The sequence below is a fragment of the Aequorivita antarctica genome (genome assembly GCF_007997155.1).
In the GTDB taxonomy this organism is placed as follows: domain Bacteria; phylum Bacteroidota; class Bacteroidia; order Flavobacteriales; family Flavobacteriaceae; genus Aequorivita; species Aequorivita antarctica.
The window spans coordinates 268,884-291,939 of sequence record NZ_VORT01000003.1; the positions used below are offsets into that span (position 1 = coordinate 268,884).

Consider the following 23,056-nt stretch of genomic DNA (forward strand, 5'->3'; position numbering starts at 1 on the left):
CGTGAACACACCTCTTAAAATCTCAAATTATGGAAAACGATAACGAAAAAAACTATCATGAAAATGGAAATCCTAGCGGAAATACTAGTGACGCCTGGGAAATAAATGATGACGACTCAGCAGCAAAATGTCCATATTTTGGGAATATACAGCACCAAGTTGCCGGAGGCGGAACTACTAACGGCGATTGGTGGCCAAATAGTCTACGATTGAACGTGCTTCGCCAACAAAGCTCCAAGTCAGATCCAATGGGAAATGATTTTGACTATAAAAAAGAATTCGAAAAACTTGATTACAATGCGTTAAAGCAAGACCTCGTAAAATTAATGACCAATTCCCAAGATTGGTGGCCTGCAGATTATGGTCATTACGGTGGATTGTTTATAAGAATGGCATGGCACAGTGCGGGAACGTATAGAGTTACGGACGGTCGTGGTGGTGGAAATACAGCCAACCAACGCTTTGCACCTTTAAATAGTTGGCCAGATAACGGAAACTTAGACAAAGCGCGCTTATTGCTTTGGCCCATAAAACAGAAATACGGCAAAAAAATTTCCTGGGCAGATTTATTGCTTCTTACAGGAAATTGTGCCTTGGAATCTATGGGCTTCAAAACTTTTGGTTTTGGCGCAGGACGAGAAGATGTTTGGGAACCAGAACAAGATGTTTACTGGGGTTCTGAAACACAATGGCTCGGTAATGACAAAAGATATGAAGAAGGGCATCTTGAAAAACCATTGGCGGCGGCACATATGGGATTAATTTACGTAAATCCGGAAGGACCAAACGGAGTGCCTGATCCACTAGGTTCTGCACACGATATCCGCGAAACTTTTGGCCGAATGGCGATGGATGATTACGAAACTGTAGCGCTAATTGCTGGCGGACATACCTTTGGAAAAGCGCACGGAGCGGGTGATGCAGAAAAATATGTAGATTCCGAACCTGCGGGAGCTGGGATTGAACACCAAAGTAAAGGTTGGATTAATAGTTACAAATCAGGTTTTGGTGACGATACCATAACCAGTGGCTTGGAAGGTGCATGGACACCAGTTCCAAACAGATGGGATCATGATTATTTCAAAGTGTTGCTAGATTACGATTGGGAATTGACCAAAAGTCCTGCCGGTGCACACCAATGGAAACCAACAGCGGCTTCAAATGCACGCAAAGCTCCAATGGCACACGATGCATCCAAAACACAGGATTTAATGATGTCAACAGCAGATATCGCTCTTAAAAAAGATCCTGAGTATTTAAAAATATCAAAACATTTTCGAGAAAATCCAGCGGAATTTGAAGATGCATTCGCACGGGCTTGGTATAAATTAATACACCGCGATATGGGTCCTGTTTCCCGCTATTTGGGTCCAGAGATTCCTCAAGAAGAATTGCTTTGGCAAGATCCAATTCCCGCTGTTAACCACACTTTAATCGATGATAAAGATATAGCTTCATTAAAAGGAAAAATCCTTAATTCTGGGGTATCAGTTTCTGAATTAGTTTCCACAGCTTGGGCTTCAGCCTCAACATTCCGTGGATCTGATATGCGCGGAGGTGCCAATGGAGCTAGAATTCGCTTAGAACCACAAAAAAACTGGGAAGTGAACAATCCAGTACAATTATCAAAAGTTTTGGGTAAACTTGAGGAAATTCAAACAGATTTCAACAATAATCAAAGTGGCAACAAAAGAGTTTCAATAGCAGATTTGATTGTTCTTGGCGGAAGCGCAGCTATTGAAAAAGCTGCTAATAATGCAGGACAAAACATAAGTGTTCCATTCACACCAGGAAGAGGCGACGCATCTCAAGAACAGACAGATGTAGATTCATTTAAACATCTTGAGCCTGCAGCAGATGGTTTCAGAAATTATTTGAAGTCAGAACAACATGCTTCTTTTGAAGAATTGTTGGTGGACAAATCGCAACTACTCACGCTAACAGTTCCCGAAATGACGGTATTGGTTGGCGGAATGCGCGTTTTAAAAACTAACTTTGATGGTTCGGATCACGGTGTATTTACTGACAAGACTGATGCATTAACTAATGATTTCTTTGTAAATCTTCTCGATTTGGGAACTACTTGGAAAGCCATCGGGAATGACGATCGAGTTTTTGAAGGACGTCATCGCGCTACGGATACTTTCAAATGGACGGGCACAAGAGCTGACTTAATTTTCGGTTCCAACTCAGAGCTTCGGGCAATTGCTGAAGTTTATGCCTGCGAAGATTCCAAAGAGAAATTTGTTAATGACTTTGTTGCAGCATGGAGCAAAGTGATGAATTTAGATCGTTTCGATTTAAAATAATCTAAATGTACTTATTTTATAAATCAAACAGAGTTGCAATTTATGTGACTCTGTTTTTTTACTTTTATAACGAATGAAGGAACAACTTTTTATTGCCATAAGAGAGGAAAATTTGTCGGAAGTTGAAAGACTTTTGAAAAATAATCCTGAACTGGTTTCCACGAAGGATGCACGTGGCTCGACGCCTTTGTTGCTCGCAACCTATTATGGCTTATACGATATTTCAGAAATTATTTTGAAATATCCACAAAACATTAACGAGCAAGATGTTTCAGGAAACACTGCTTTGATGGGGGTTTGTTTTAAAGGCTTTGAACATATTGCAAAACTACTGTTGCAAAACGACGCCAATCCAAATATTACAAATTTCAATGGAACTACAGCTTTAATATTTGCTACCACTTTTGGAAGAAAAGGAATAGCGTGGATGCTTATGGAAAAAGGGGCTAACACTTCTATAAAAGACGATAGAGGATTGACTGCTGCAGATCACGCAAAAATGCAGGGAATACGGGAAATGGCGGAATTGCTTGAAAAGAAAAAAGAATAGATATTAAAAAAAAGAAAGGGTTTGAACGAAAGACTTAAAATAACAATCATTCAAAGTGAGTTGCATTGGGAGAATGCCGAAGCAAATCGGGCAATGTTTTCTGAGAAAATTCAAAATATTGAAGGTGAAACAGATTTAATTATTCTTCCCGAAATGTTTTCAACTGGATTTTCAATGAATGCCGAAAAACTTGCTGAACCAAATGATGGAGAAACTTTAAATTGGATGGTTTCCGAGGCACAGAAAAAAAATTGCGCAATAACTGGAAGCGTGATTATTTCTGAAAACGGTAACTATTACAACCGCCTTTTTTTTATTTTTCCCGATGGCAATTATAAAAAATATGACAAAAAACACACCTTCACTTTAGCAAAAGAAAACGAAACTTATAAAGCCGGAACCAAACGATTGATCGTGGATTACAAAGGTTGGAAACTTTGTCCGCTGGTTTGTTATGACCTGCGTTTTCCAGTTTGGGCAAGGAATACCGAAGATTATGATGTGTTGATTTATGTTGCCAATTGGCCAAAAACGCGTATTGTAGCTTGGGACACTTTGCTTCGAGCCCGTGCTATTGAAAATATGGCCTACTGCATTGGCGTAAACCGAATAGGTTTGGACGGAAATGACCACGAATATATAGGCCATTCCACGGTTTATGATGTTTTAGGCAAACAAATGTCTATAACTTCTTTTGAAAAAGAATTTACTGAAACAGTAATTTTGGAAAAGAAACACATTGAAAATAACAGAAAACACCTTCAATTTTTGAAAGATCGCGACGCCTTTACTTTAACGTAAAAGTCTCATTCAAACTCCAGTTGGAGCGTACTTCAATTTGTTTGGGGTAATAAATTATTTTTTCGGTTTCCATTCGGTTTAAGAAACTTCCCGTATCCCAGCTACCGTTTTGGTTGTCGTCGTAAATAATTCTTACGAAATATTTATCGGGAGAAAGTTCGTCGAAAAAAACAGTTTTGTTTTCAGATAAATATTCTTCAGCAATAACGTTGTACTTACTATCCAACATTTGAACTATAACAGGAAAACGATTCACATTTATTAATGTAAGATTCAGTGTCCCATAATCTGAAGTAAGACGTGTGTTTACGCTAAAATGAAGCGTATCGTTGGTTTTTTCAAAAAAATCTGTAATTGCTCCAGGCAGCAGTTCTATAGCATAGCTTTGATCTTCCTGCTTTGGAAAAAACACTTCGGCCCAATTGTATTTCTTGTTTACTCTTATTGTAGCTTCAACCATGGACGAATCTTTCGCCATTACCTTAAATTTTTCAGCGTCAATAGAAACCAAAGGAGTGTTGGCGCGCAATTTAAAAGTGTCCTTCAATTTGAGCACTCCTGTTTTTACTGCCGAAATGTTCAGTGAATCTTTATAAAGTTCACGCATCCGAACTGTAACTGTGTCAATTATATTTCCACTCGCAACCTTAAAAATCAGGGAGTCTGTTTCAATGGCAGGTTTGAACCAGTAGTGAAGCGTGTCTTTCTTTTCGTCTTTAAAAGTTCTAGAAATATAATCTTGTGGTACTTCGGAAATTATTTCAACATTCAAACTATCCACATGGCCCTCATAGCCAAAAACAATATGGTTTTTACCCAATTGACTCGGCCTCGCAAGTTTGTAATCTGGCATTTCCTTAAAAAGAGTCAATGAATAAGCAGAATCCGTTGGCACGGAAACCAGCTCTTTTACAAACCCAATTTTATCATTTTTCGGCTGAAAAGTGTAGTCGTTATTTTTTTCTTTCAACGCGAGCAACAAATAGTTCCCCTCTTTTAAATTAGTAAGTTCAAAAGTGCCCGTACTGTCTTTTGTAACGGTTATATAAGTTGGCTTTTCTGAATAAACCAATGAATCATTAAAAGTTTCGTTGGCTTCATAAAGCATTACGGTTGTAGGAATTTCTGGTGAAATGAGTTGTGCATCCTTCACTTTTCCCGATAATTTTAAGCTATCGATATAACTTCCTGTGGAAAAAATATATTTAAAATACTCAAACTGGTTTCCTTCATTATTGTCCACAATACTCTTTCCAAAGTTGAAAGAATAGGTTGTGTTCGGTTTTAAAGTGTCTAACAATTTTATTTTCAGTGTTTTTGAAGTGCTGAGCGGCGTGATAATGGGCGTATATTTCATCGGTGGTGAAATGATGAGCTCCTTATTTAAATCTTTCAGCTTAATATACTCGTCAAAACGGATTTCAATTTCGTCTCCTGTAAAATTTGTACTGTAGTTTTCGGGACTACTTTTTACAATTATGGGCGGAATGGTATCCCGTGGGCCACCAGAAGGCGTTCCTTTTTTTGCGCAATCCACAAAAGAAAGCATAAATAGAAATGCGATGGGTATATAAAGTAGGCGGTGTTTCACGGAGTATTTTTAAAAAATTACTTGGGCGTTGAATTTAAGCTTCCAAAAATAAACAATAACCAATTACTATTTCCAAATTACTTTAGCTTGTTGCAATTGTAGCAATGCTGATATTTACGTTTTCGCCTTTAAGCAGTTGTAGCGCGCATTTTTCAAGTGTGGCGCCCGTGGTAATAATATCATCCACCAACAAAACATGTTTATTTTTTATTTCACCCAGATTTTGAGTGTAGAATAATTCTTCGGCCTCAAAACGGAGTACCCTCGTTTTAAAAACTTGCGATCCGGTTTTAGAGATTTTAATCAAAATATCATCCCTATAGGGAACATTTAAAGCCAAGGCAATTTCCTTTCCGAATCCTTCCACTTGGTTAAAGCCACGCTTTTTAAGCTTTTGTTTGTGCAAAGGAACAGGGATTACCATTTCTATTTCTCTATATTGATTGATTTCAGCCAATTCAGCACCCATCCATTTCCCAAAGAAAGAACTTATTTCCTTTTTCCCTCGATATTTTAAATTATGCAGCAATTCCTGTGTCAATCCCCTTTTCTGAAAGTAAACAAGCGCCGTTGCATTTTTTACCAAAAATCTCCCATAGAACTTATCCTTCAACATTTCACTTCCCGTTTTGTGAAAAGAAGCTACAGGAAGTGAATGAATACATTCCAAACAAAGCACCTCTTCTCCCTTATATAGCAGCTCTTTACAACCTATACAGACTTTAGGAAAAAGAAGATTTAACATACTTTAAGAATTTTTACCATTTTGTAAACATATGTTAAAGAATTACCTGCCTACATTTACCGACTAAACTTAACTTATTAATTATGAGTACTGAAAACGAAAACAATAGTGGCAAATTTAAGATCCTTATCGGGGTTCTTTCGGTTTTGCTTATTGCATTAGCGGTTTATACCGTAACATTGTTTAACGACAATAAATCTACGATTTCAAATCTTGAAACGCAAAAAGCTGATATCGAGCAGGAATTGGAAGGCTTAATTGCTAATTATGACGAAGTAATCAAGGATAACGAGCTTAAAGATAAAGATTTGCTTGCAGCCCGAGAAAGAATTACGGTTCTTTTGGACTCTGTAAAAGATGCTAAGGCCAACATTGGATTGATTGAAAGATATAAAGCCGAAGTGGGCAGGCTTAAACAAGAACGTGTAATGCTTTTTAAACGCGCAGACAGTTTGATAGCCGCCAACAAACAGCTTGCTATAGAACGCGACAGTACTTCAACAGAGTTATCAAACACACGAATGGTTGTTGATTCGGTAAGCCAAGAAAATATGGCAATGACTGAAACCATTAAAAAAGGTTCCGTAGTTAAAGCTACAGATTTACGTGGAGAAGCCGTTATTATTAGAAGCAATGGAAAGGTTGTTGATACAAAACGCGCAAGTCGTGCCGATAAAATTAGAGCTTGCTTTACGCTAGCTCCAAATGCTATCGCCCAAAAAGGTGACAGGATTCTTTATGTACAGGTTATTAACCCAAAAAATAAAATGATGGGTGACGACACTGTGAAACAATTTGACAGCAAAAACCTTAACTACAGTGCTTCAACAAACGTTTTTTATGAAAATGATGAACTGGATGTATGTGTTTTGGTAAATGCCTCTGAATCTGATCTTGTGGAAGGTAGATATACTATCAACCTTTTTGATGGCCCAAGCCTAATTTCAACTACCACTTTGGAGTTGAAGTAGGCCAGCTAGCCCCAATGGGGGAAATTTAAAAATATATTGAAAAACCATTGCAACAAATGCAATGGTTTTTCTTTTAAAAAAAAACACACTCCGCCTTCGGGGGTTGGGGGGACTTTCCTATTTTTGCCCTATGGCAAATAACGAAGATCAATTTAAAAAAGTAGTCTCCCACGCAAAGGAGTACGGATATGTTTTTGCATCAAGCGAAATCTACGATGGCCTTAGTGCTGTTTACGATTATGCACAAAATGGTGTAGAACTTAAGAAAAACATTCGCGAATATTGGTGGCGCAGCATGGTCTATATGCACCAAAATATTGTAGGCATAGACTCTGCAATTTTAATGCACCCCACAACTTGGAAGGCTTCCGGCCACGTTGATGCCTTCAATGATCCGTTGATAGACAACAAAGATTCCAAAAAACGTTATCGCGCAGATGTATTGATTGAAGACTATGCTGAAAAACTTTATCAAAAAGCGCAAAAGGAAATTGAAAAAGCAAAAGGCCGTTTTGGCGATAGTTTTGATGAAGAACAATTTGTATCGACCAATCCACGTGTTGTAAAATATCTTGAAGAACAACGTACCGTTTTGGAAAGAATGGCTCGCTCGCTCGAAAAAGAAGATTTGGCAGACGTGAAAGCCTTAATTGAAGAGCTTGGAATTGCCGATCCGGAAACGGGTTCAAAAAATTGGACTGAAGTGCGACAGTTCAACCTTATGTTTGGAACTAAATTGGGTGCTTCGGCAGAAAGTGCTATGGACCTTTACCTACGTCCAGAAACTGCCCAAGGTATTTTTGTGAACTTTTTGAATGTCCAAAAAAGTGGAAGGATGAAAATTCCTTTCGGAATCGCACAAACAGGGAAAGCTTTCCGTAACGAAATAGTGGCGCGACAGTTCATTTTCCGTATGCGTGAGTTTGAACAGATGGAGATGCAATTCTTTGTTCGCCCTGGTGAAGAACTGAAATGGTACGAATACTGGAAAGAAACCCGTTTAAAATGGCACCTTTCTTTGGGAATGGGAGAAGAAAACTACCGTTTTCACGACCACGAAAAAATGGCGCATTACGCAAATGCAGCGACAGATATTGAATTTAACTTTCCTTTCGGTTTCAAGGAATTGGAAGGAATTCATTCCAGAACCGATTTCGATTTAAAAGCACACGAAAAATTCTCAGGAAAAAAATTACAGTTCTTTGATCCAGAATTGAATGAAAACTACGTACCCTATGTGGTTGAAACTTCAATAGGTTTAGACAGGATGTTCCTTGCCGTTTTAAGCAATTCGCTTCAAGATGAAACTTTGGAAGATGGTAGCGTGCGAACCGTTCTAAAACTACCGGCAATTTTAGCCCCTATAAAAGCAGCTGTTCTTCCTTTGATCAAAAGAGACGGCCTGCCTGAAATAGCACAAAAAATAATTGACGATCTGCAATGGGATTACAACGTAATTTATGACGAAAAAGATGCAGTGGGAAGACGTTACCGTCGCCAAGATGCAGTGGGAACACCTTTCTGCATCACTGTAGACCATCAAACTATTGAAGACAATACCGTGACAATCCGTCATAGAGATACAATGGAGCAGGAACGTATTAAGATTGAAGAAATTTCAGAAAAAATGAAGGAAACCATTTCATACAAAAACTGGCTTTCCGAATAAATCTTTTAAGTGGTTAATTCTATATTTTGAAAGAGGAGAATATTAATTTATTCTCCTCTTTTTATGTCGACTAATTCTGCGGGAGTTGCTTTATCACAACGGTTCATTCTTCGTAATCCGTTGAATTTTATCCATACTTTTTGCCCGTCTATTTTGTAGGCTTCTTCCAAATTTATAGGATCCAAATAGTAAAATTCCATTTTATCGCCTGGCATCTGTATGGTATAAGGACAGTCGCCTTCTTTGTCAGAATATACAATGGTCCCCAGCAAATAGCCAGCAGCCAGCATTTTTAATGAATCCACAGTTTCCGTATTTGTGGTAGTTTCCGTGGTGGTTGTTTCAGAAGTGGACGTAGTTTGGGTTTGCTTTTCTGTAGTGCCACAAGAAAGAATTAATGTCGAAAAAATTGCAAGTCCTGTTTTTAAAAACATTTTGTCTTAGTTTAAATTATTTATGAAGGTACAAAAATTAAAAATATGCCCGTAACTGAATACTTCCCGTATGCACCGTTTTTGTGGTTTCGCTTTTTCTCCCAAAATAGGAAAGATTAGCATCTAAATATTTAGTTATTCGCTTTTGAAAAAGCAACCGCCACGTAAAGTTGGTTCCCGGCTGTAGTCCTTCCAACATTTGATACGCCACTGGCGAAAAAGGACTTCCTTCAAATTTATTGTCTATATAATTGAATTCGCCATTGAGCGAAATCTTTTCGGCATTTGTGTAAGCAAAGGAAAAACCAACCGTTTGCTGATTCAATAACTCCATTTCACCCAATTGGTTTTCTTGGTTTGCAAATTCATAAAAAACATCAAAACGTGCCTGCTGGCTGAACAGATATGAAATTTTTGGATTGAAATCATACGAATCCAAACGATAGTTTCTATTCGCAAAATTCTCTGATAGGCTTTCATTATTACCCATTGCGCCCTTTATATTAAACAACCAACTCTCCCAAAATTTATGGTTAAAATTGAGTTGATGGCTTTCCAGTTTATTTCGCTGTAAACCTACCGCAAGCAGATTATCGCTTGAAGTAGAAATAAAAGTATAACTGGTAGTATAATTTTGCTTCCCACGATTAAAAAATAAAGCATTCCTAAAATTCAGCGTCAACCCCAATTGGTCGTCGCCACCATCCTCAAAAGGATTTATATTAAAACCATCATCTTTTCGCTTTACTTTCCGATCCAAAACGTACGAGCTCTGGTTGTAAAAATGTGATAGCAACTTTTTGAAACCTTCTTTATTTGACCAATTTTGAGGGTTCAGCGTAAGAATCTGACTGAACTTATTCTGCCGAATTTTCAAAAATATTTGATTCGGAAGTAAAATACGAATGTACTCAGCTTGATCCTGAAACTGCGCTACTTCAAATTCTTCCAATTCTTGAATTCCATTGTTATTATAATCTATCCAAGTGTAAACACCTTGTCCCGGTTCTGTTTTCACATAAGTGAATTCCTGCTGTGGAATCACCCCGTTATTAGATTCCAAAGTAGTATTCCAGCGAACCCCGCCATCAAACAACGATTGATTGTATATAATTCGCGAGTTTAGCGAACGCTCCGTTTCGCGCTTATCAATAGTTATTGGCAGCGAATCGTTTGGATCAAAACCAGTGCCGAGCTTTGGTTCATATTTTAAGGTTCTGTAATTCGCAAATGCCGAAAGCTGCGTGTTTTCTGTATTTATAAGCTTTGATTTTAAATAATATGTGTTTGATGAATTCACTTTTTGAAGTAAATTGTTCCGTACACTATCATTTACGCGAAATTGATACCCAGCTTCCACAAAAACTTTTGTACTGTCGCCAATGCCTGAAAACACTTCAAAGGCACTAAATTTTTGACTTATAGGCGAAATGCTGTCGCGCGAAACATCCTTTATTTGGTTGTTCTCCATAGCTACTTTTCCGCCCACCCAAGATTTTTCAAAAGAATATGTCGTGGTGTTATTTAGTCTGATAAAATTAGATGAAATGGAATCGGCCTTGCTATCAAGAAAACTTCCATAGGTAAAAAATCGCAACTTTTTCAGCTTTAAATCCGAAGCAATTACGTGCCTCGTGCCGTTGAAATTTTCAGAGTAATTTAAATTTTGGAATTCATAACGGCCACCGCCAATTTTTGGGTGCGAAACCTCAACGCCGGAAATCATAAAACTTTGGTTCCCCATAGGATTAATGAGGTTCCAATCTCTGTTGAATTCAATATTATAAAGCCTTTCAATGGTCCGGAAATCTTTTTGAACAAAATCCAACGAGCCAAAGGCATCAACTTTCAGCGTATCTGCCGTAGTTAAAAGACGCTGTTTGAAGGCTAATCTTCCCGCAAATCCATCGTTGTTACCATCGTCAATATCACTAAAGAGGTTAAGGTCATTTTGACTACCTGCAACTTCAAAATCAATCCGCGTTTTTTCCGAAGGATGGAAACTTCCGTTTAAACCACCAACCTGCAATTTTACAGGAGCATTTAACCTTATAACGGGGTCGTAATTTCCTTGTGGCACACCATTCACCGGAGCTACATATTCAAAAATACGGCTGATGGCGTTGTTGTCACTAATCACATAATCGCCATTATTATTACCCACAAGCGAAAACCGCACACTGAAAAGTTCATCATCAGGATTACTTGAAAACACGAAAACCTCTTCGCCGTTTATAATTTCCTTTTTGTAAAGAATTTTGTTTTCGGAATAGGTATCCGGCACTGCCGAAGGTGCGGTCATCAACTCTTTATTATCACCAGCAGCCTTCAAAATGGCAACCTGTTCTTCGGAAAGGTTTTGTTGCAACGGTTGGTTTTTGGCATCGTTTTCAGAATAGATGTACACGCCCAAATCCAGATTTTCGCTGGTATAATTTCCGCCACCGTAACCAATAAAACGGGTATAACTCCTGTCTGTATATTGATATTCCACCGAAATACGCATAGTACTGGTTATGGGGTAGGTTGGATTGAATTTTATTTCACCCGCGTTATAATCGATTACGTAATCTTCATTTTCGCCACGTTTCAAAAGCAAACCATTCACATACACACGTTCGCTTCCAGAAACTACCAAAATATAAAGTTCGCCGTTGGGACCAACCAATTTATAAGGGCCTTGATTTCCTTCCTGTCCAATAAATTCACTTTTAGAAAACACGCCACGCACCAATGCACCGGCAGCAAAGGCCGATATTTTTGACCCATCTTCATTATTAAAAGTTCCGCCAAGCGAGATTCCCTGTACTTTTTTGGTAAACCTCCCGAAATAGCTATTGTTGTTTTGAAGGTCAACATCACCCGCGCGTATGTTCCAGTTTTCTCCAAAAAGTTCTATAAAAATCTGATCAAATTCATTTAAACTTTGCGAATAACCACCTTCCTGTGTGGGAATATTGGCATCTTGGATGGAAGCTCGGATTGAAACGGTCTCGCTCAGTTTTCCTGTAATCTGAAGATCCAATTCACTGTTTACTACTGCGTTTTGATTGTTTCCAATGGTAATGCCGCGCGAAATGCTTCCCGAGGTGTTCAGCCCGTCAAAAGGGGTGAAAACTTTTTTATTCGTGCTTTCGTCTAGCGAATAGAGCTTGTCTATTTGCCCGGTATTTTCAACAATAATTTTTGGATCGAGGGCGAAATAATCCCTCCTTAAAAAATCTGGGTACTGTAAATATTGAATAGTAAGAGAATCCTGTTGCAGTCGCAATTCTTCGGAAAAAAAAATGATCCCTTTTTTGAAATCAATTCGATAGCTGAAAGGATTCGGCGAATTTCCATCTTTATCGAGAATAACGAACCGCTTTGGATTGATACCTGCGCTATCTAAAACCACGGTATCTCTTAAAGCAACTTTTTTCTCTTTATAATTTGAAGAAATATCCTGCCCATAGCCAGCGGCCAAAATAAAAAAGAAAAAAACAAACAGGTATAACTTCATCAACTATAAAACTAAACACTTGGGTTTTTATTTTGTCGGTTATTTTTTGATAACCTTTTTGGAATTATTTAGGGTAAAAATACAATCTTATTTACTTTAGCAGCATAAACCCTCTGTGTAACTCTGCGGAGAAAAAAATTTTATTTTGAAAATAATCTCATACAACGTAAACGGAATACGCGCCGCAATGCGCAAAGGTTTTCTTGAATGGCTACAAGCCGCAAATCCAGATGTTATTTGTATTCAGGAAACAAAAGCCAATTTTGACCAAGTGGAAGTTGAAGCAATTGAAAAAGCAGGTTATCCATATCATTATTGGTATAGTGCAGTAAAAAAAGGATACAGTGGCGTCGCTATTTTTTCAAAAATAAAACCGAACCACATAGCATACGGCACTGGCATTGAATATATGGATGCCGAAGGAAGAAATATCCGTGTGGATTTTGACGATGTTTCCGTAATGAGCCTCTATTTGCCTAGTGGTACAAATATTGACCGTTTGGAACACAAGTTCACCTACATGGCAGATTTTCAAAGATATATTGATGATTTGAAAAAGGAGATCCCGAATTTAGTGATTTGTGGCGATTACAATATTTGTCACGAAGCTATCGATATTCACGATCCTGTTCGGAATAAAAATGTTTCTGGGTTTTTACCTGTGGAAAGAGAATGGCTGGATGGTTTTATGAAGAGTGGTTTTATAGATAGCTTCCGTCATTTCAACAAAGAACCAAACAATTATACCTGGTGGAGTTACCGTGCCAACGCTCGGAATAACAATAAGGGTTGGCGAATAGATTATAATTTGGTTTCTGAACCGCTACAAAAGAACCTGAAACGTGCAGTGATATTGCCTGAGGCGATGCACAGCGACCATTGCCCGCATTTAGTGGAATTGGAGTTTCATTCTTAATTTTAAATATGGGTTTTCCTGAAGATTTTTATTCTCACTTAAAAAATTATAATTACACCGAAATAAAAGGTGGATCCGAAAGAAAAACTTTCTTGGAAATTTGGGTGGTTTCAGTTAATAATCGTGTTTTTGCGAGAAGTTGGAACAAAAGCGCCCGAAGTTGGTTTACAGCATTTCTTGAAACAGGTGTTGGGCAATTGAAATATGGTAAAAAAATCATTAATGTGAAAGGAAAAAAACTTGGGGCAACAGCACAAATTCAAAAAGAAATTAACCAAGCTTACATAGAAAGATATAATCAAAAAGAAAATATTTTTTATTCAGAAGGCATTACACAGCCAGAATATTTAAACTACACTATGGAGTTTTTTTATTCTGAAAAAAAATAATAAATGAAATATACAATTCTTCCAAATACAGAATTAAAAATAAGTAAGCTCTGTCTTGGCACCATGACTTGGGGCCAGCAAAATACTGAATCCGAAGCCCACGAACAGCTCGATTTTGCTATTGAAAAAGGAATCAATTTTATTGATTGCGCCGAAATGTATCCCGTTCCCGCGAATCCAAAAACACAGGGAAAAACTGAAAGCTTTATTGGCAATTGGTTGGCAAAAAATAAAAACAGGGAGAATTTGGTTTTGACCACTAAAATTGCAGGGCCCAGCCGTTCGATGGACCATATTAGGCAGCCTTTAGATTTTAGTAAGAAATCTTTGGAAGACGCGATTCATAAAAGCTTAAACCGACTGCAAACTGATTATATCGATTTGTTCCAACTTCATTGGCCAGAGCGAAACACTAACTATTTTGGGCAACTTGATTACACACACAAAGAGGACGAAGCCTGGAAAGATAATTTTGCAGAAGTTTTAAGCCATTTAGAAGGCTTCGTAAAGGAAGGGAAAATTCGCCACGTCGGACTTTCGAACGAAACCCCTTATGGTGTGATGCGCTGTATGGAAGAATCGCGAAAAGGAAAGTTAAAAATCGTTTCGGTTCAAAATCCATATAATTTGGTGAATCGAAAAGATGAAATTGGTCTTTCGGAAATTCTTCAACGTGAAAATATTGGCTATTTACCTTATTCGCCTTTAGGTTTTGGCACGCTCACTGGGAAATATTTGAATGGAAAGGCTGATGCAAATTCACGTATCAATCAGTTTAAGCAATACAGCCGTTACAGCAGCAAACCCGCTTTGGAAGCGACACAGAAATACTATGAAATCGCTAAAAAGCACAACCTGAATTTTTCGCAAATGTCTTTGGCTTTTATTCTTCAGAAGAAATTTGTGACCGCTCCAATTATTGGCGCAACCTCAATTGCGCAACTTTCGGAAAACATTGAAAGTATCAACATTACCCTTTCCAAAGAAATTTTGAAGGAGATTAATTTAATTCACAATCAAATTCCAAATCCAGCGCCTTAAAATTATTTGATTTGTGTCTTTTTAATTGTGGAATTTAATTGCTGAATATCATTCCTAAGATTTTTTATTTCGTATGAAATTAAACCCACATAATTATTAGGAGGAGTGGTTACAGTATAGTCGAAACCTTCACCTAATTTTAGAAAAAAAGTTTCTGAATATTTTTCTTTAAAAATATCTTCATAATTACATTTAATCCCAATTTGTGAATTCATTTTTTCCAGATAATTTTCATCAAAACTGAAAGCCCACATCGAAAAATTATAATCAGAAGGAAAGTATGAATAGGTTCGGGTTAAATACTTTTCGCTTTCTAAAGTTCTATCGTATTTACTGTAAATTTTAAAATCTTCTAAAATTTCAAATTTGACGTTTAATGCAGGTCCCTTACCTATATTTTTTATTTGTAAGTATTGACTTTTTGGATCTGTTTCAGATGACTCAAAATATAAAATCATATAGGGTTTTAAATTAATTTCTCGAGAAATTTGCGTTTCTTTTACTAATTTAATAGTGTATCTAACATAGATAACCGTTGAAACAACAAGTACAAATGATAATATAAGTTGGATTATAATAGTTGTATTTTCCATTGAAAAGAATATTTAATTTTAAACAAACGCACTATATCCCGTAATCGCACGACCCACAATTAAAGTGTTGATTTCTTTAGTGCCTTCATAACTATAAATAGCCTCAGCATCGGCTACAAAACGGGCAACGTCATATTCGAGCAAAATTCCGTTTCCGCCCATAACTTCACGGGCCTGACTAACTACATCGCGAGTTCGCATACTGCAGAAAACTTTTGCAAGTGAAGCGTGTTCGTCGGTCAATAACCCTTCGTCCTGTAATTCCGAAAGTCGGAAACACATGGTTTGCATCGCTGTTAAGTTCGCAACCATTTCTACTAAATGATTTTGGACCAATTGAAATGAAGCAATCGGTTTGCCAAACTGTTCGCGTTTTTTAGTGTATTTTAAAGCTGCTTCATAAGCACCCCTTGCGCAACCTACCGCTTGCCAAGCTACTCCCGCACGTGTCATTCGCAAGACCTTTGCCGTATCTTTAAAAGAATCACATTTTTGAAGTCTATCACTTTCCGGAATGCGGCAATCCGTCATTGTTATCAACGCATTTTGCACCGTACGCAACGCCATTTTGTTTTCAATTTTTTCTGCTTCAAAACCTGGATTTCCCTTTCGAACCAAAAAACCTTTAACTTGATCAGAAGCTTCATCGCGGGCCCAAATAATTATTACATCTGCAAATGTGGCGTTTCCAATCCATTTTTTCTGCCCGTTTAAAACCCATTCATCGCCTTCTTGCCTACAGGTGGTTCCCAAACCTCCCGCAACAGCCGATCCTACTTCGGGTTCCGTAAGACCAAAAGCGCCAATAAGTTCCATTTTTGCCATTCTGGGAAGCCATTCCTGTTTTTGTTCCTCGCTTCCGCAAACATAAATGGAGCCCATCGCCAATCCACTATGTACCCCAAAAAATGTAGAAATTGAAACATCTACTCGGGCTAGTTCCATTGCTATTATACCTTCCATTATAAATGTTTCATCGGGCGTTCCGTAACCTTTATAAGTGAGTCCACAGATATTTAATTCTGCCATTTTTGAAATAATTTGAAATGGAAATTCAGCTTTGTTCCAGTATTCATTGGCAATTGGCTTTATTTCGTCTTCCATAAAATTGCGGACTTTCATTTGTAGTTCGCGTTGCTCGGGACTGAGTTTTAAAGCCAAATCATAAAAATCGCCATCAATGGGCGGTAGTTTGTGTTGTCCTTTTTTTCCGCCTTTGTGTTTCAACATCTTCATTAAACCTTTTAATTGACGATCATCGAGCTCACCAACGGTTTTCATGATTTCAGAAAGATCTACTTTTTGCGAAAGTTTCCCTAGCGCATCAAGATCAATCTCTTTCATTAAATGAAGGGTCTGTTTTATTTTGGAAAAAATGGACATAGTAAGTTTTTTCAGAATTGAATTCTAAAGATACTATTAAGCAATTTTTCCAATGGCTAAAAAAAAGTTAATTCGGGGGAAGCGGTTTTAATTCGGTTTCGTTTACGTAACCTTTTAAACTGTCCGGAGTTTGTACGTGAAACCATTTTTGGTTTTTCCCCAAAACGATAATTGTGTCGTTCTTTTTCAAACTTCCAAATTCTTTGTAAACCGAAGCAGGGCCTTTCCGAACATCAGTCCGATTTTTTAAAGTAACAGCTTTTACTACTGCCGAAAGTTTTTCACTGGGCTGGATTTCCGTTTTTTTGATAAACGAAAGTGGATTTACAGCACCTTTTGCTTTATAAATCCCGAAATGAAGATGCGGCGGAAGGTCTTTGGCATTACCGGTGTTACCAACAAAACCAATCGTATCACCAATTTTTACTTTTTCACCTTCGGAAACAGCAATTTTGTCTAAATGCGCATAATAGATTCTTTTCCCTAATAGATTATCACGAAGCCAAACCTGTTTTCCGCCCAAACCGCGTTCACCCGCGGAATCAATTATACCGTCAGTGATCGCAACAACGGGCGTTCCACGTTCTGCAAAAATATCTATCCCTTCGTGGGAGCGGCTTCCGGTATCGCGCGGATCTGCCCAAAAACTTTGGATGCTTTTATTGTCGGCGCCACTCACGGGAAAAGCGTAAAGCGGTTCGGTATAAATTTTCAGCACAAAAGAAATCTGCAGTTTCATTTGTGGCTGGACGATAACTTTATAAAACCCGGAAGTTTCAATTTCTTGTGAAATGATCGATTTTTTGTCTTCGGAACTCTTCAAATGTTTAAAATTTTTGAGCGAATCGCTCTTAGCCTGAAAAAGATCTACAAAAACTGATGCAGAATCAGGATGTTTTTCAACCTCAACCACAATCCGTTCTCCTTCTTTCAACTGAATATTGTAGCTGTAAACATTGAGATTTTCTTTAGAAAAAACGCCGCTTTCAGAATATGGAAGCGTGATTTGAAGACTGTCTTTTTTAGCGCTTTCAAATGCATTTTTCCAACGAATCAATAGCGAATCGTTTTTTGAAAAGTTACGTTCGTAAACCTCTCTCGCGGTAGGCTGAACAATTACATCTGCTGCTTTTTGAATTTCTTCTTTGCAGCCTGAAATAATTATTCCCAAAAGAATTAATGTAAAAAAAAATCTCTGATTCATAGCGTTGCTAAAGTAACAGAAATTGTACCACAATCAACCAAAAAGATGATGCACCACATCGTGTACTTTTGCCACTTTAATAATGTTTATGTGAAAGTTGTTCTTGGGAATTTTGCAGTATTTCGAAATAACGATAGAGGTAAACCCCAGTTTTTCGGCTTCCAAAATTCGCTGCTCCACACGGGTTACAGGACGTACCTCTCCTGCCAGACCTACCTCCGCAGCAAAACAGAGTCCCTTGTCTATAGCAATGTCAATATTTGAAGAAAGTACTGCGGCGACTACGGCCAAATCAATCGCAGGGTCATCTACAGTGATTCCGCCGGTTACGTTTAAAAAAACATCTTTTGTTCCGAGTTTGAAGCCTGCGCGTTTTTCCAAAACAGCGAGAATCATATTTAGGCGTTTAGCATTATAACCTGTTGCGCTTCGTTGTGGCGTTCCGTAAACCGCGCTGCTTACCAAAGCCTGAATTTCTATCATCAACGGACGCATACCTTCCAAAGTAGCAGAAATCGCTGTGCCGCTTAAGTCTTCTTCGTTTTTGGAAATCAAAATTTCCGAAGGGTTTGAAACCTCGCGAAGGCCACTACCCTGCATTTCGTATATACCGATCTCATTTGTACTTCCGAAACGGTTTTTGTTAGCGCGTAGAATTCTGTATATATGGTTTCGATCGCCTTCAAACTGCAGAACCGTATCTACCATATGTTCCAAAATTTTCGGGCCGGCGATATTTCCATCTTTCGTAATATGACCTATTAAGATAACCGGGGTTGCGGTTTCCTTTGCATATTTTATAAGCTCCGCAGCAGTTTCACGAATTTGAGAAATACTTCCAGCAGTGCTTTCAATAGCATCTGTGTGCAAAGTTTGAATGGAATCAATTACCACAATATCAGGCTCAATTTCGGCTATATTTCTGAAAATATTTTGGGTTTTTGTTTCAGTTAAAATGAAACAGTTTTCAGAAATAGGTTGAATACGTTCTGCCCGCATTTTTATTTGTTGCGCACTTTCTTCACCTGAAACATAAAGTGTTTTATAGGGAAGTTGCAATGCAATCTGAAGCATCAACGTACTTTTACCAATTCCGGGCTCCCCGCCTAAAAGCGTCAACGAACCAGGAACCAATCCGCCACCTAGCACACGATTTAATTCGTTGTTTTTGGTATTTAAGCGAGCTTCGGCTTGTGTTGAAATTTCGGAAATACGTTGTGGTTTCGCTACTCTTTTGGAAGTGTTTTCAGAAGATTTCCAACTAACTTTTTCGGCTTTTTGGATTACTTCTTCGGCAATAGTATTCCATTCTTTACAGGAATTACACTGCCCTTGCCATTTGGCATATTGGGCGCCACAGTTCTGGCAGAAAAAGGTTGATTTTGTTTTGGCCATAATAGTTCCGCTAAAATAAATATATTTACGCTACAAACCTTCGCTAAATGAAACGCTTATTTCTTATATTTTTTTTATTGTCTATTTGCTCTTTATCTGTAACCGCCCAGCGATACCAATTTAAAAAATATAAAACCGAAGAAGGTTTGGTTAACAACGAAACCTATGCTATCATGCAAGATAGCAAAAACAGAATTTGGGTAAGCACCACGGGAGGAATAAGTTGCTTTAACGGTAAAACCTTCAAAAACTACACCACGGAAGATGGACTAGTTTCCAACATTGTCTTCAGCATTTTCGAGGATTCTAAAGGACGAATGTGGGTTGGCACACTGGACAATGGCATAAGCATTATTGAAAACGGTAAAATCACCAACCCAAAGGGTGTTGATTTTGATTATCTGGGAAGTGCCACCTATATTTTGGAAGGTGCCGATGGCACTATTTATATAATTTTCGTAAAAGGAATCGTAATATATAAAAAAGGTAAACTTGAGTACTTGATAAAAGGAACTGAAGACAATCAGATTTCGGGAATGCAAAGTGCCGATTGGTATGACGACAATAACCTCTATATAGCCTCATCGAATAAAGGCATTTATAAAATGACACTTAATCCGTTAAAAATCGAAAATATTTTTAATGAAAAAGACGGTATAAACAATATTTGCTATTCGGTATTTGTAGATGCTAAAAAAGATATTTGGGTGGGGGCTTATGGCGAATTATATAAAATATCAAACGGAAAACTTACCATATATAGATTTAAACCTGAAGATTTTGACAAAAACCGGGTCTATGGAATTCTTGAAGAAAATGAAAACGAGCTGTTTTTGAGTTTTGAAGGCAATGGCTTTGGGATTTTCAACAAACAAACCGGTGATCTAAAGATTATTAATGAAGCACAAGGCCTACCTACTAAATACATTTACCAGATGATCAAAGACACAGAAGGTAACCACTGGATGACCTCTTATGGGGAAGGAATTATCCGTTTTAGAGATACTGCTTTCAAAATTTATGATGACACACAGGGTTTGTCATCGGTGAATGATATTGTGGAATGGAACGAAGAATTGATTATAGCCACAAATGATGGAGTAGTTGTTTTAGATGAAAACAAAAACATCTACCAAATTACTAAAGGTAGCCCGATAAAAAATCTTTTTGTTACACCTGAAGACAACCTTCTTTATAATACCGGCAAAGCAGTTTTTGAACATTCCAATAATAGTACAAAACTCAAACTTATTGATGAAGGAGATTACAATTTGTTGTTCAAGGAACGAGATAAAACATTTCTTTTTGGAACTGATAATATTAAGGTTCTGGCAGAAGATTCAACATATTTTATAAAATCTAAAAGAGCAATAACCATTAAACCCATTGGAGACCGTTATTTAGTCTGCAAAATAAGTGGCTTGCTTCAAATGAACGATAAAAAAATAGATACCATTCCTGGGCTTAATCCAAAACTGCATAATGACTTTCGAAGTATGGACATCATTAATGCAAACGAAGTACTTGCCGGAAGCGAGAAGAAGTTATACCACATAACAATCCACAATGACAGTTTTAAAATTCAGACGTTTAATATGAGTCGCTTTCCCTCTCTAAAACATTTTCGGGCATTGAAGGTTGATGGCAATGATTTATGGTTGGCCGGTAGAGATAAGTTACTGAAAGTGGATCTTGAACTTTTATTAAAAAAAGATACAGTTATAGCAAAGAAATATAATACTATGTCTCATTTTTTGGAAAACGACATCGATTTCAATTCACTTTTGATTACTGATGACAAAACTATTTTAGCCGCTTCTCTGAGTGGAATGCTTGCCTTTAACGAGAAAGCCTTTCTTCCAAACACACAACCTCCAAAATTGGATATTTCGCAAATTCTTTTGTTTTCTGAGCCTTTGGAAGATAGCCTTTTTAGAACAAAAAAAGGTATCGTTCTCCCCTTTCAAAAAAACTATTTAAGTTTTTCAATGGAAGCCATAACATATACAAATCCCGAGGACGTTCATTATCAATACCGCATGAAAGGACTTCGGGACGGAAACGAATGGTCACAACCCACAAAAGAACCAAACGTAGTGTTTTCCTACCTTCCACCAGGTGAATATGTTTTTGAATTTATTGCAGACAATGGTGATGGTGTATGGCAGACCCAGCCCTATCAATATTCATTTGTGATAACAGTCCCATTTTGGAAGACTTGGTTCTTTTGGGTTTCTCTTTTATCGATTACTTCGATTAGTGTTTTCCTTTTTTATTATTTAAAAAACAAGGCTGAACAAAGAAGAAACGAAGCCTACACACACAACCTTATTAAAGCCCAAGAGGAGGAACGCACGCGAGTGGCACGTGAACTTCACGACAGCGTGGGGCAAAAATTGATGCTCCTTACCAAAAAAACCAAAAGTACTGGAAACCAAGAAATGGAAACTTTAGCAACCAATACGCTGCAAGAATTACGGGCTATCTCTAGAGGATTACATCCGGCAACATTAGAACGATTGGGCCCCGCAGCTGCAATTAGAAATATGGTTGATGAGGTAGATGCAAATACAAATATTTTTTTTACCCACGAAATTGAAGATATTGATACTTTGTTAAGCAAAGAAGCATCCTTACATTTGTATAGAATCATACAAGAAGTTTTGAACAATATTGTAAAACACGCCGAAGCCAAAGCCGCTTCTGTGACTATTGAGAAAAAGAAAAATACCATTGAAGCAATTATTACAGACAATGGAAAAGGCTTTGAATTTTCTGAAAAGGTTAAAATCAGTGAAAGCTTGGGCATGAAAACCTTATTGGAGCGAGCAAAAATTTTACATTCAAAAATTGATTTTAAAAGTCAAATTAATAAAGGAACAACAGTAACCCTTACTATTCCAATTTAAATGGTTGATAAAAAAAATATTTCCACCGTTATAGCCGATGACCACCCGATGATCCTCAAAGGGCTAAATGATGAACTCACAGCAAATAATTATAATATTGTTGGGCAAGCTGCAAACGGAATGCAAGCTCTGGAACTTATTTTAACCCATAACCCCATCATTGCGCTTTTAGATATCGATATGCCACTTTTAACAGGCTTTGAAGTAATAAAAATGGCCAAACAAAAAGAAGTGGACACCAAGTTTATCATTTTATCTTATCATAAGGAAAATGAATATATATCTCAAGCCAAGGCACTACAAATCAATGGTTATCTTTTAAAAGAAGACTCTTTTTCCGAAATTGAGGAATGTATTGAATGTGTATTGAAAAATGAAGTATATTTTAGTCGTTCCTTTGTTCCAGCTTCACTTGTAAGTGTTTCGGAGGATTTAAAAAAAATAAAGCACTTGACTTCCTCCGAAAAAACCATTTTGAAATTGGTAGCTCAGCAAATGAGCAGCAGCGAAATTGCAGAAACACTCTTTATTTCAATACGCACCGTAGAAAAACATAGAAGCAATATAATTACAAAACTTGAAATAGAAAATAACACCGCCAATACCCTGACCAACTGGGTCTACCTTCATAAAAATGCAATTAAAGAACTTTAG

General features: G+C 37.5%; 18 protein-coding genes. 10 read left to right on the forward strand and 8 right to left on the reverse strand.

Annotated elements, in window-relative coordinates:
• Positions 1-29: 29 nt before the first annotated feature.
• From katG to ESU54_RS05875, 3 genes are all read left to right on the forward strand, one after another.
• On the forward strand, positions 30-2,309 hold the full coding sequence (gene katG / locus ESU54_RS05865; protein ID WP_111843378.1) for a catalase/peroxidase HPI: 2,280 nt from the start codon (positions 30-32) through the stop codon (positions 2,307-2,309).
• Between the two features lie 73 nt (positions 2,310-2,382).
• Positions 2,383-2,859, forward strand: a complete 477-nt coding sequence (locus tag ESU54_RS05870) for an ankyrin repeat domain-containing protein (RefSeq protein WP_111843377.1) — start codon at positions 2,383-2,385, stop codon at positions 2,857-2,859.
• 21 nt (positions 2,860-2,880) lie between these two features.
• The gene (locus ESU54_RS05875; RefSeq protein ID WP_111843376.1) at positions 2,881-3,660 is read left to right on the forward strand and encodes an amidohydrolase; all 780 of its coding nucleotides are present in this window, start codon (positions 2,881-2,883) and stop codon (positions 3,658-3,660) included.
• Here ESU54_RS05875 and ESU54_RS05880 read toward each other — a convergent pair.
• Both ESU54_RS05880 and ESU54_RS05885 read right to left on the reverse strand, forming a co-directional pair.
• A complete protein-coding gene (locus ESU54_RS05880) occupies positions 3,647-5,251 on the reverse strand; it encodes an Ig-like domain-containing protein (protein WP_146743961.1) in 1,605 nt (534 codons plus the stop codon). The genes ESU54_RS05875 and ESU54_RS05880 overlap by 14 nt on opposite strands.
• Before the next feature lie 82 nt (positions 5,252-5,333).
• Positions 5,334-5,996, reverse strand: coding sequence for a ComF family protein (locus ESU54_RS05885; RefSeq protein ID WP_111843374.1), 663 nt, complete (start codon positions 5,994-5,996; stop codon positions 5,334-5,336).
• A gap of 83 nt (positions 5,997-6,079) precedes the next feature.
• Here ESU54_RS05885 and ESU54_RS05890 point away from each other — a divergent pair, with 83 nt between their 5' ends.
• Positions 6,080-6,967: a hypothetical protein gene (locus tag ESU54_RS05890; RefSeq protein ID WP_111843373.1), complete on the forward strand. Its 888-nt coding sequence runs from the start codon at positions 6,080-6,082 to the stop codon at positions 6,965-6,967.
• Positions 6,968-7,097: 130 nt separating this feature from the next.
• Positions 7,098-8,636: a glycine--tRNA ligase gene (locus ESU54_RS05895; protein WP_111843620.1), complete on the forward strand. Its 1,539-nt coding sequence runs from the start codon at positions 7,098-7,100 to the stop codon at positions 8,634-8,636.
• A 47-nt stretch (positions 8,637-8,683) separates the two neighbouring features.
• Here the strand turns inward: ESU54_RS05895 and ESU54_RS05900 are convergent, their stop codons facing one another.
• On the reverse strand, positions 8,684-9,070 hold the full coding sequence (locus ESU54_RS05900; protein WP_111843372.1) for a hypothetical protein: 387 nt from the start codon (positions 9,068-9,070) through the stop codon (positions 8,684-8,686).
• A gap of 37 nt (positions 9,071-9,107) precedes the next feature.
• A complete protein-coding gene (locus tag ESU54_RS05905) occupies positions 9,108-12,572 on the reverse strand; it encodes a hypothetical protein (protein WP_111843371.1) in 3,465 nt (1,154 codons plus the stop codon).
• A gap of 145 nt (positions 12,573-12,717) precedes the next feature.
• On the opposite strand from ESU54_RS05905, the gene ESU54_RS05910 reads away from it, so the two are divergent.
• The 3 genes from ESU54_RS05910 to ESU54_RS05920 are packed head-to-tail and all read left to right on the forward strand — an operon-like array spanning position 12,718 to position 14,918.
• Entirely contained in the window at positions 12,718-13,488 is a 771-nt protein-coding gene (locus ESU54_RS05910; protein ID WP_111843370.1) for an exodeoxyribonuclease III, read from the forward strand.
• Positions 13,489-13,496: 8 nt separating this feature from the next.
• Positions 13,497-13,877, forward strand: a complete 381-nt coding sequence (locus ESU54_RS05915; protein WP_111843369.1) for a DUF2255 family protein — start codon at positions 13,497-13,499, stop codon at positions 13,875-13,877.
• A gap of 3 nt (positions 13,878-13,880) precedes the next feature.
• Positions 13,881-14,918: an aldo/keto reductase gene (locus tag ESU54_RS05920; protein WP_111843368.1), complete on the forward strand. Its 1,038-nt coding sequence runs from the start codon at positions 13,881-13,883 to the stop codon at positions 14,916-14,918.
• A 2-nt stretch (positions 14,919-14,920) separates the two neighbouring features.
• Here ESU54_RS05920 and ESU54_RS05925 read toward each other — a convergent pair whose 3' ends face one another.
• From ESU54_RS05925 to radA, 4 genes are all read right to left on the reverse strand, one after another.
• Entirely contained in the window at positions 14,921-15,511 is a 591-nt protein-coding gene (locus ESU54_RS05925) for a hypothetical protein (protein WP_146848086.1), read from the reverse strand.
• Positions 15,512-15,529: 18 nt separating this feature from the next.
• Positions 15,530-16,894: an acyl-CoA dehydrogenase family protein gene (locus tag ESU54_RS05930; protein WP_111843366.1), complete on the reverse strand. Its 1,365-nt coding sequence runs from the start codon at positions 16,892-16,894 to the stop codon at positions 15,530-15,532.
• Between the two features lie 67 nt (positions 16,895-16,961).
• Positions 16,962-18,098 carry a M23 family metallopeptidase gene (locus tag ESU54_RS05935; RefSeq protein ID WP_111843365.1) on the reverse strand — a complete coding sequence of 379 codons (1,137 nt, stop codon included), beginning with the start codon at positions 18,096-18,098 and terminating at the stop codon, positions 16,962-16,964.
• Between the two features lie 33 nt (positions 18,099-18,131).
• Positions 18,132-19,493, reverse strand: coding sequence for a DNA repair protein RadA (radA, locus tag ESU54_RS05940; RefSeq protein ID WP_111843364.1), 1,362 nt, complete (start codon positions 19,491-19,493; stop codon positions 18,132-18,134).
• 47 nt (positions 19,494-19,540) lie between these two features.
• Between radA and ESU54_RS05945 the strand changes: the two genes are divergently transcribed.
• Both ESU54_RS05945 and ESU54_RS05950 read left to right on the forward strand, forming a co-directional pair.
• The gene (locus tag ESU54_RS05945) at positions 19,541-22,402 is read left to right on the forward strand and encodes a sensor histidine kinase (protein WP_111843363.1); all 2,862 of its coding nucleotides are present in this window, start codon (positions 19,541-19,543) and stop codon (positions 22,400-22,402) included.
• Positions 22,403-23,056 (forward strand): response regulator, encoded by a 654-nt coding sequence (locus ESU54_RS05950; protein ID WP_111843362.1) that lies wholly within the window; start codon positions 22,403-22,405, stop codon positions 23,054-23,056. It begins immediately after the preceding gene.

Coding starts and splice junctions, on each gene's coding strand:
- ESU54_RS05935 (WP_111843365.1), bottom strand. CDS start 18,098: ATGAATCAGAGATTTTTTTTTACATTAATTCTTTTGGGAATAATTATT.
- ESU54_RS05900 (WP_111843372.1), bottom strand. CDS start 9,070: ATGTTTTTAAAAACAGGACTTGCAATTTTTTCGACATTAATTCTTTCT.
- ESU54_RS05905 (WP_111843371.1), bottom strand. CDS start 12,572: ATGAAGTTATACCTGTTTGTTTTTTTCTTTTTTATTTTGGCCGCTGGC.
- ESU54_RS05890 (WP_111843373.1), top strand. CDS start 6,080: ATGAGTACTGAAAACGAAAACAATAGTGGCAAATTTAAGATCCTTATC.
- ESU54_RS05930 (WP_111843366.1), bottom strand. CDS start 16,894: ATGTCCATTTTTTCCAAAATAAAACAGACCCTTCATTTAATGAAAGAG.
- ESU54_RS05870 (WP_111843377.1), top strand. CDS start 2,383: ATGAAGGAACAACTTTTTATTGCCATAAGAGAGGAAAATTTGTCGGAA.
- ESU54_RS05885 (WP_111843374.1), bottom strand. CDS start 5,996: ATGTTAAATCTTCTTTTTCCTAAAGTCTGTATAGGTTGTAAAGAGCTG.
- ESU54_RS05950 (WP_111843362.1), top strand. CDS start 22,403: ATGGTTGATAAAAAAAATATTTCCACCGTTATAGCCGATGACCACCCG.
- radA (WP_111843364.1), bottom strand. CDS start 19,493: ATGGCCAAAACAAAATCAACCTTTTTCTGCCAGAACTGTGGCGCCCAA.
- ESU54_RS05945 (WP_111843363.1), top strand. CDS start 19,541: ATGAAACGCTTATTTCTTATATTTTTTTTATTGTCTATTTGCTCTTTA.
- katG (WP_111843378.1), top strand. CDS start 30: ATGGAAAACGATAACGAAAAAAACTATCATGAAAATGGAAATCCTAGC.
- ESU54_RS05895 (WP_111843620.1), top strand. CDS start 7,098: ATGGCAAATAACGAAGATCAATTTAAAAAAGTAGTCTCCCACGCAAAG.
- ESU54_RS05920 (WP_111843368.1), top strand. CDS start 13,881: ATGAAATATACAATTCTTCCAAATACAGAATTAAAAATAAGTAAGCTC.
- ESU54_RS05925 (WP_146848086.1), bottom strand. CDS start 15,511: ATGGAAAATACAACTATTATAATCCAACTTATATTATCATTTGTACTT.
- ESU54_RS05915 (WP_111843369.1), top strand. CDS start 13,497: ATGGGTTTTCCTGAAGATTTTTATTCTCACTTAAAAAATTATAATTAC.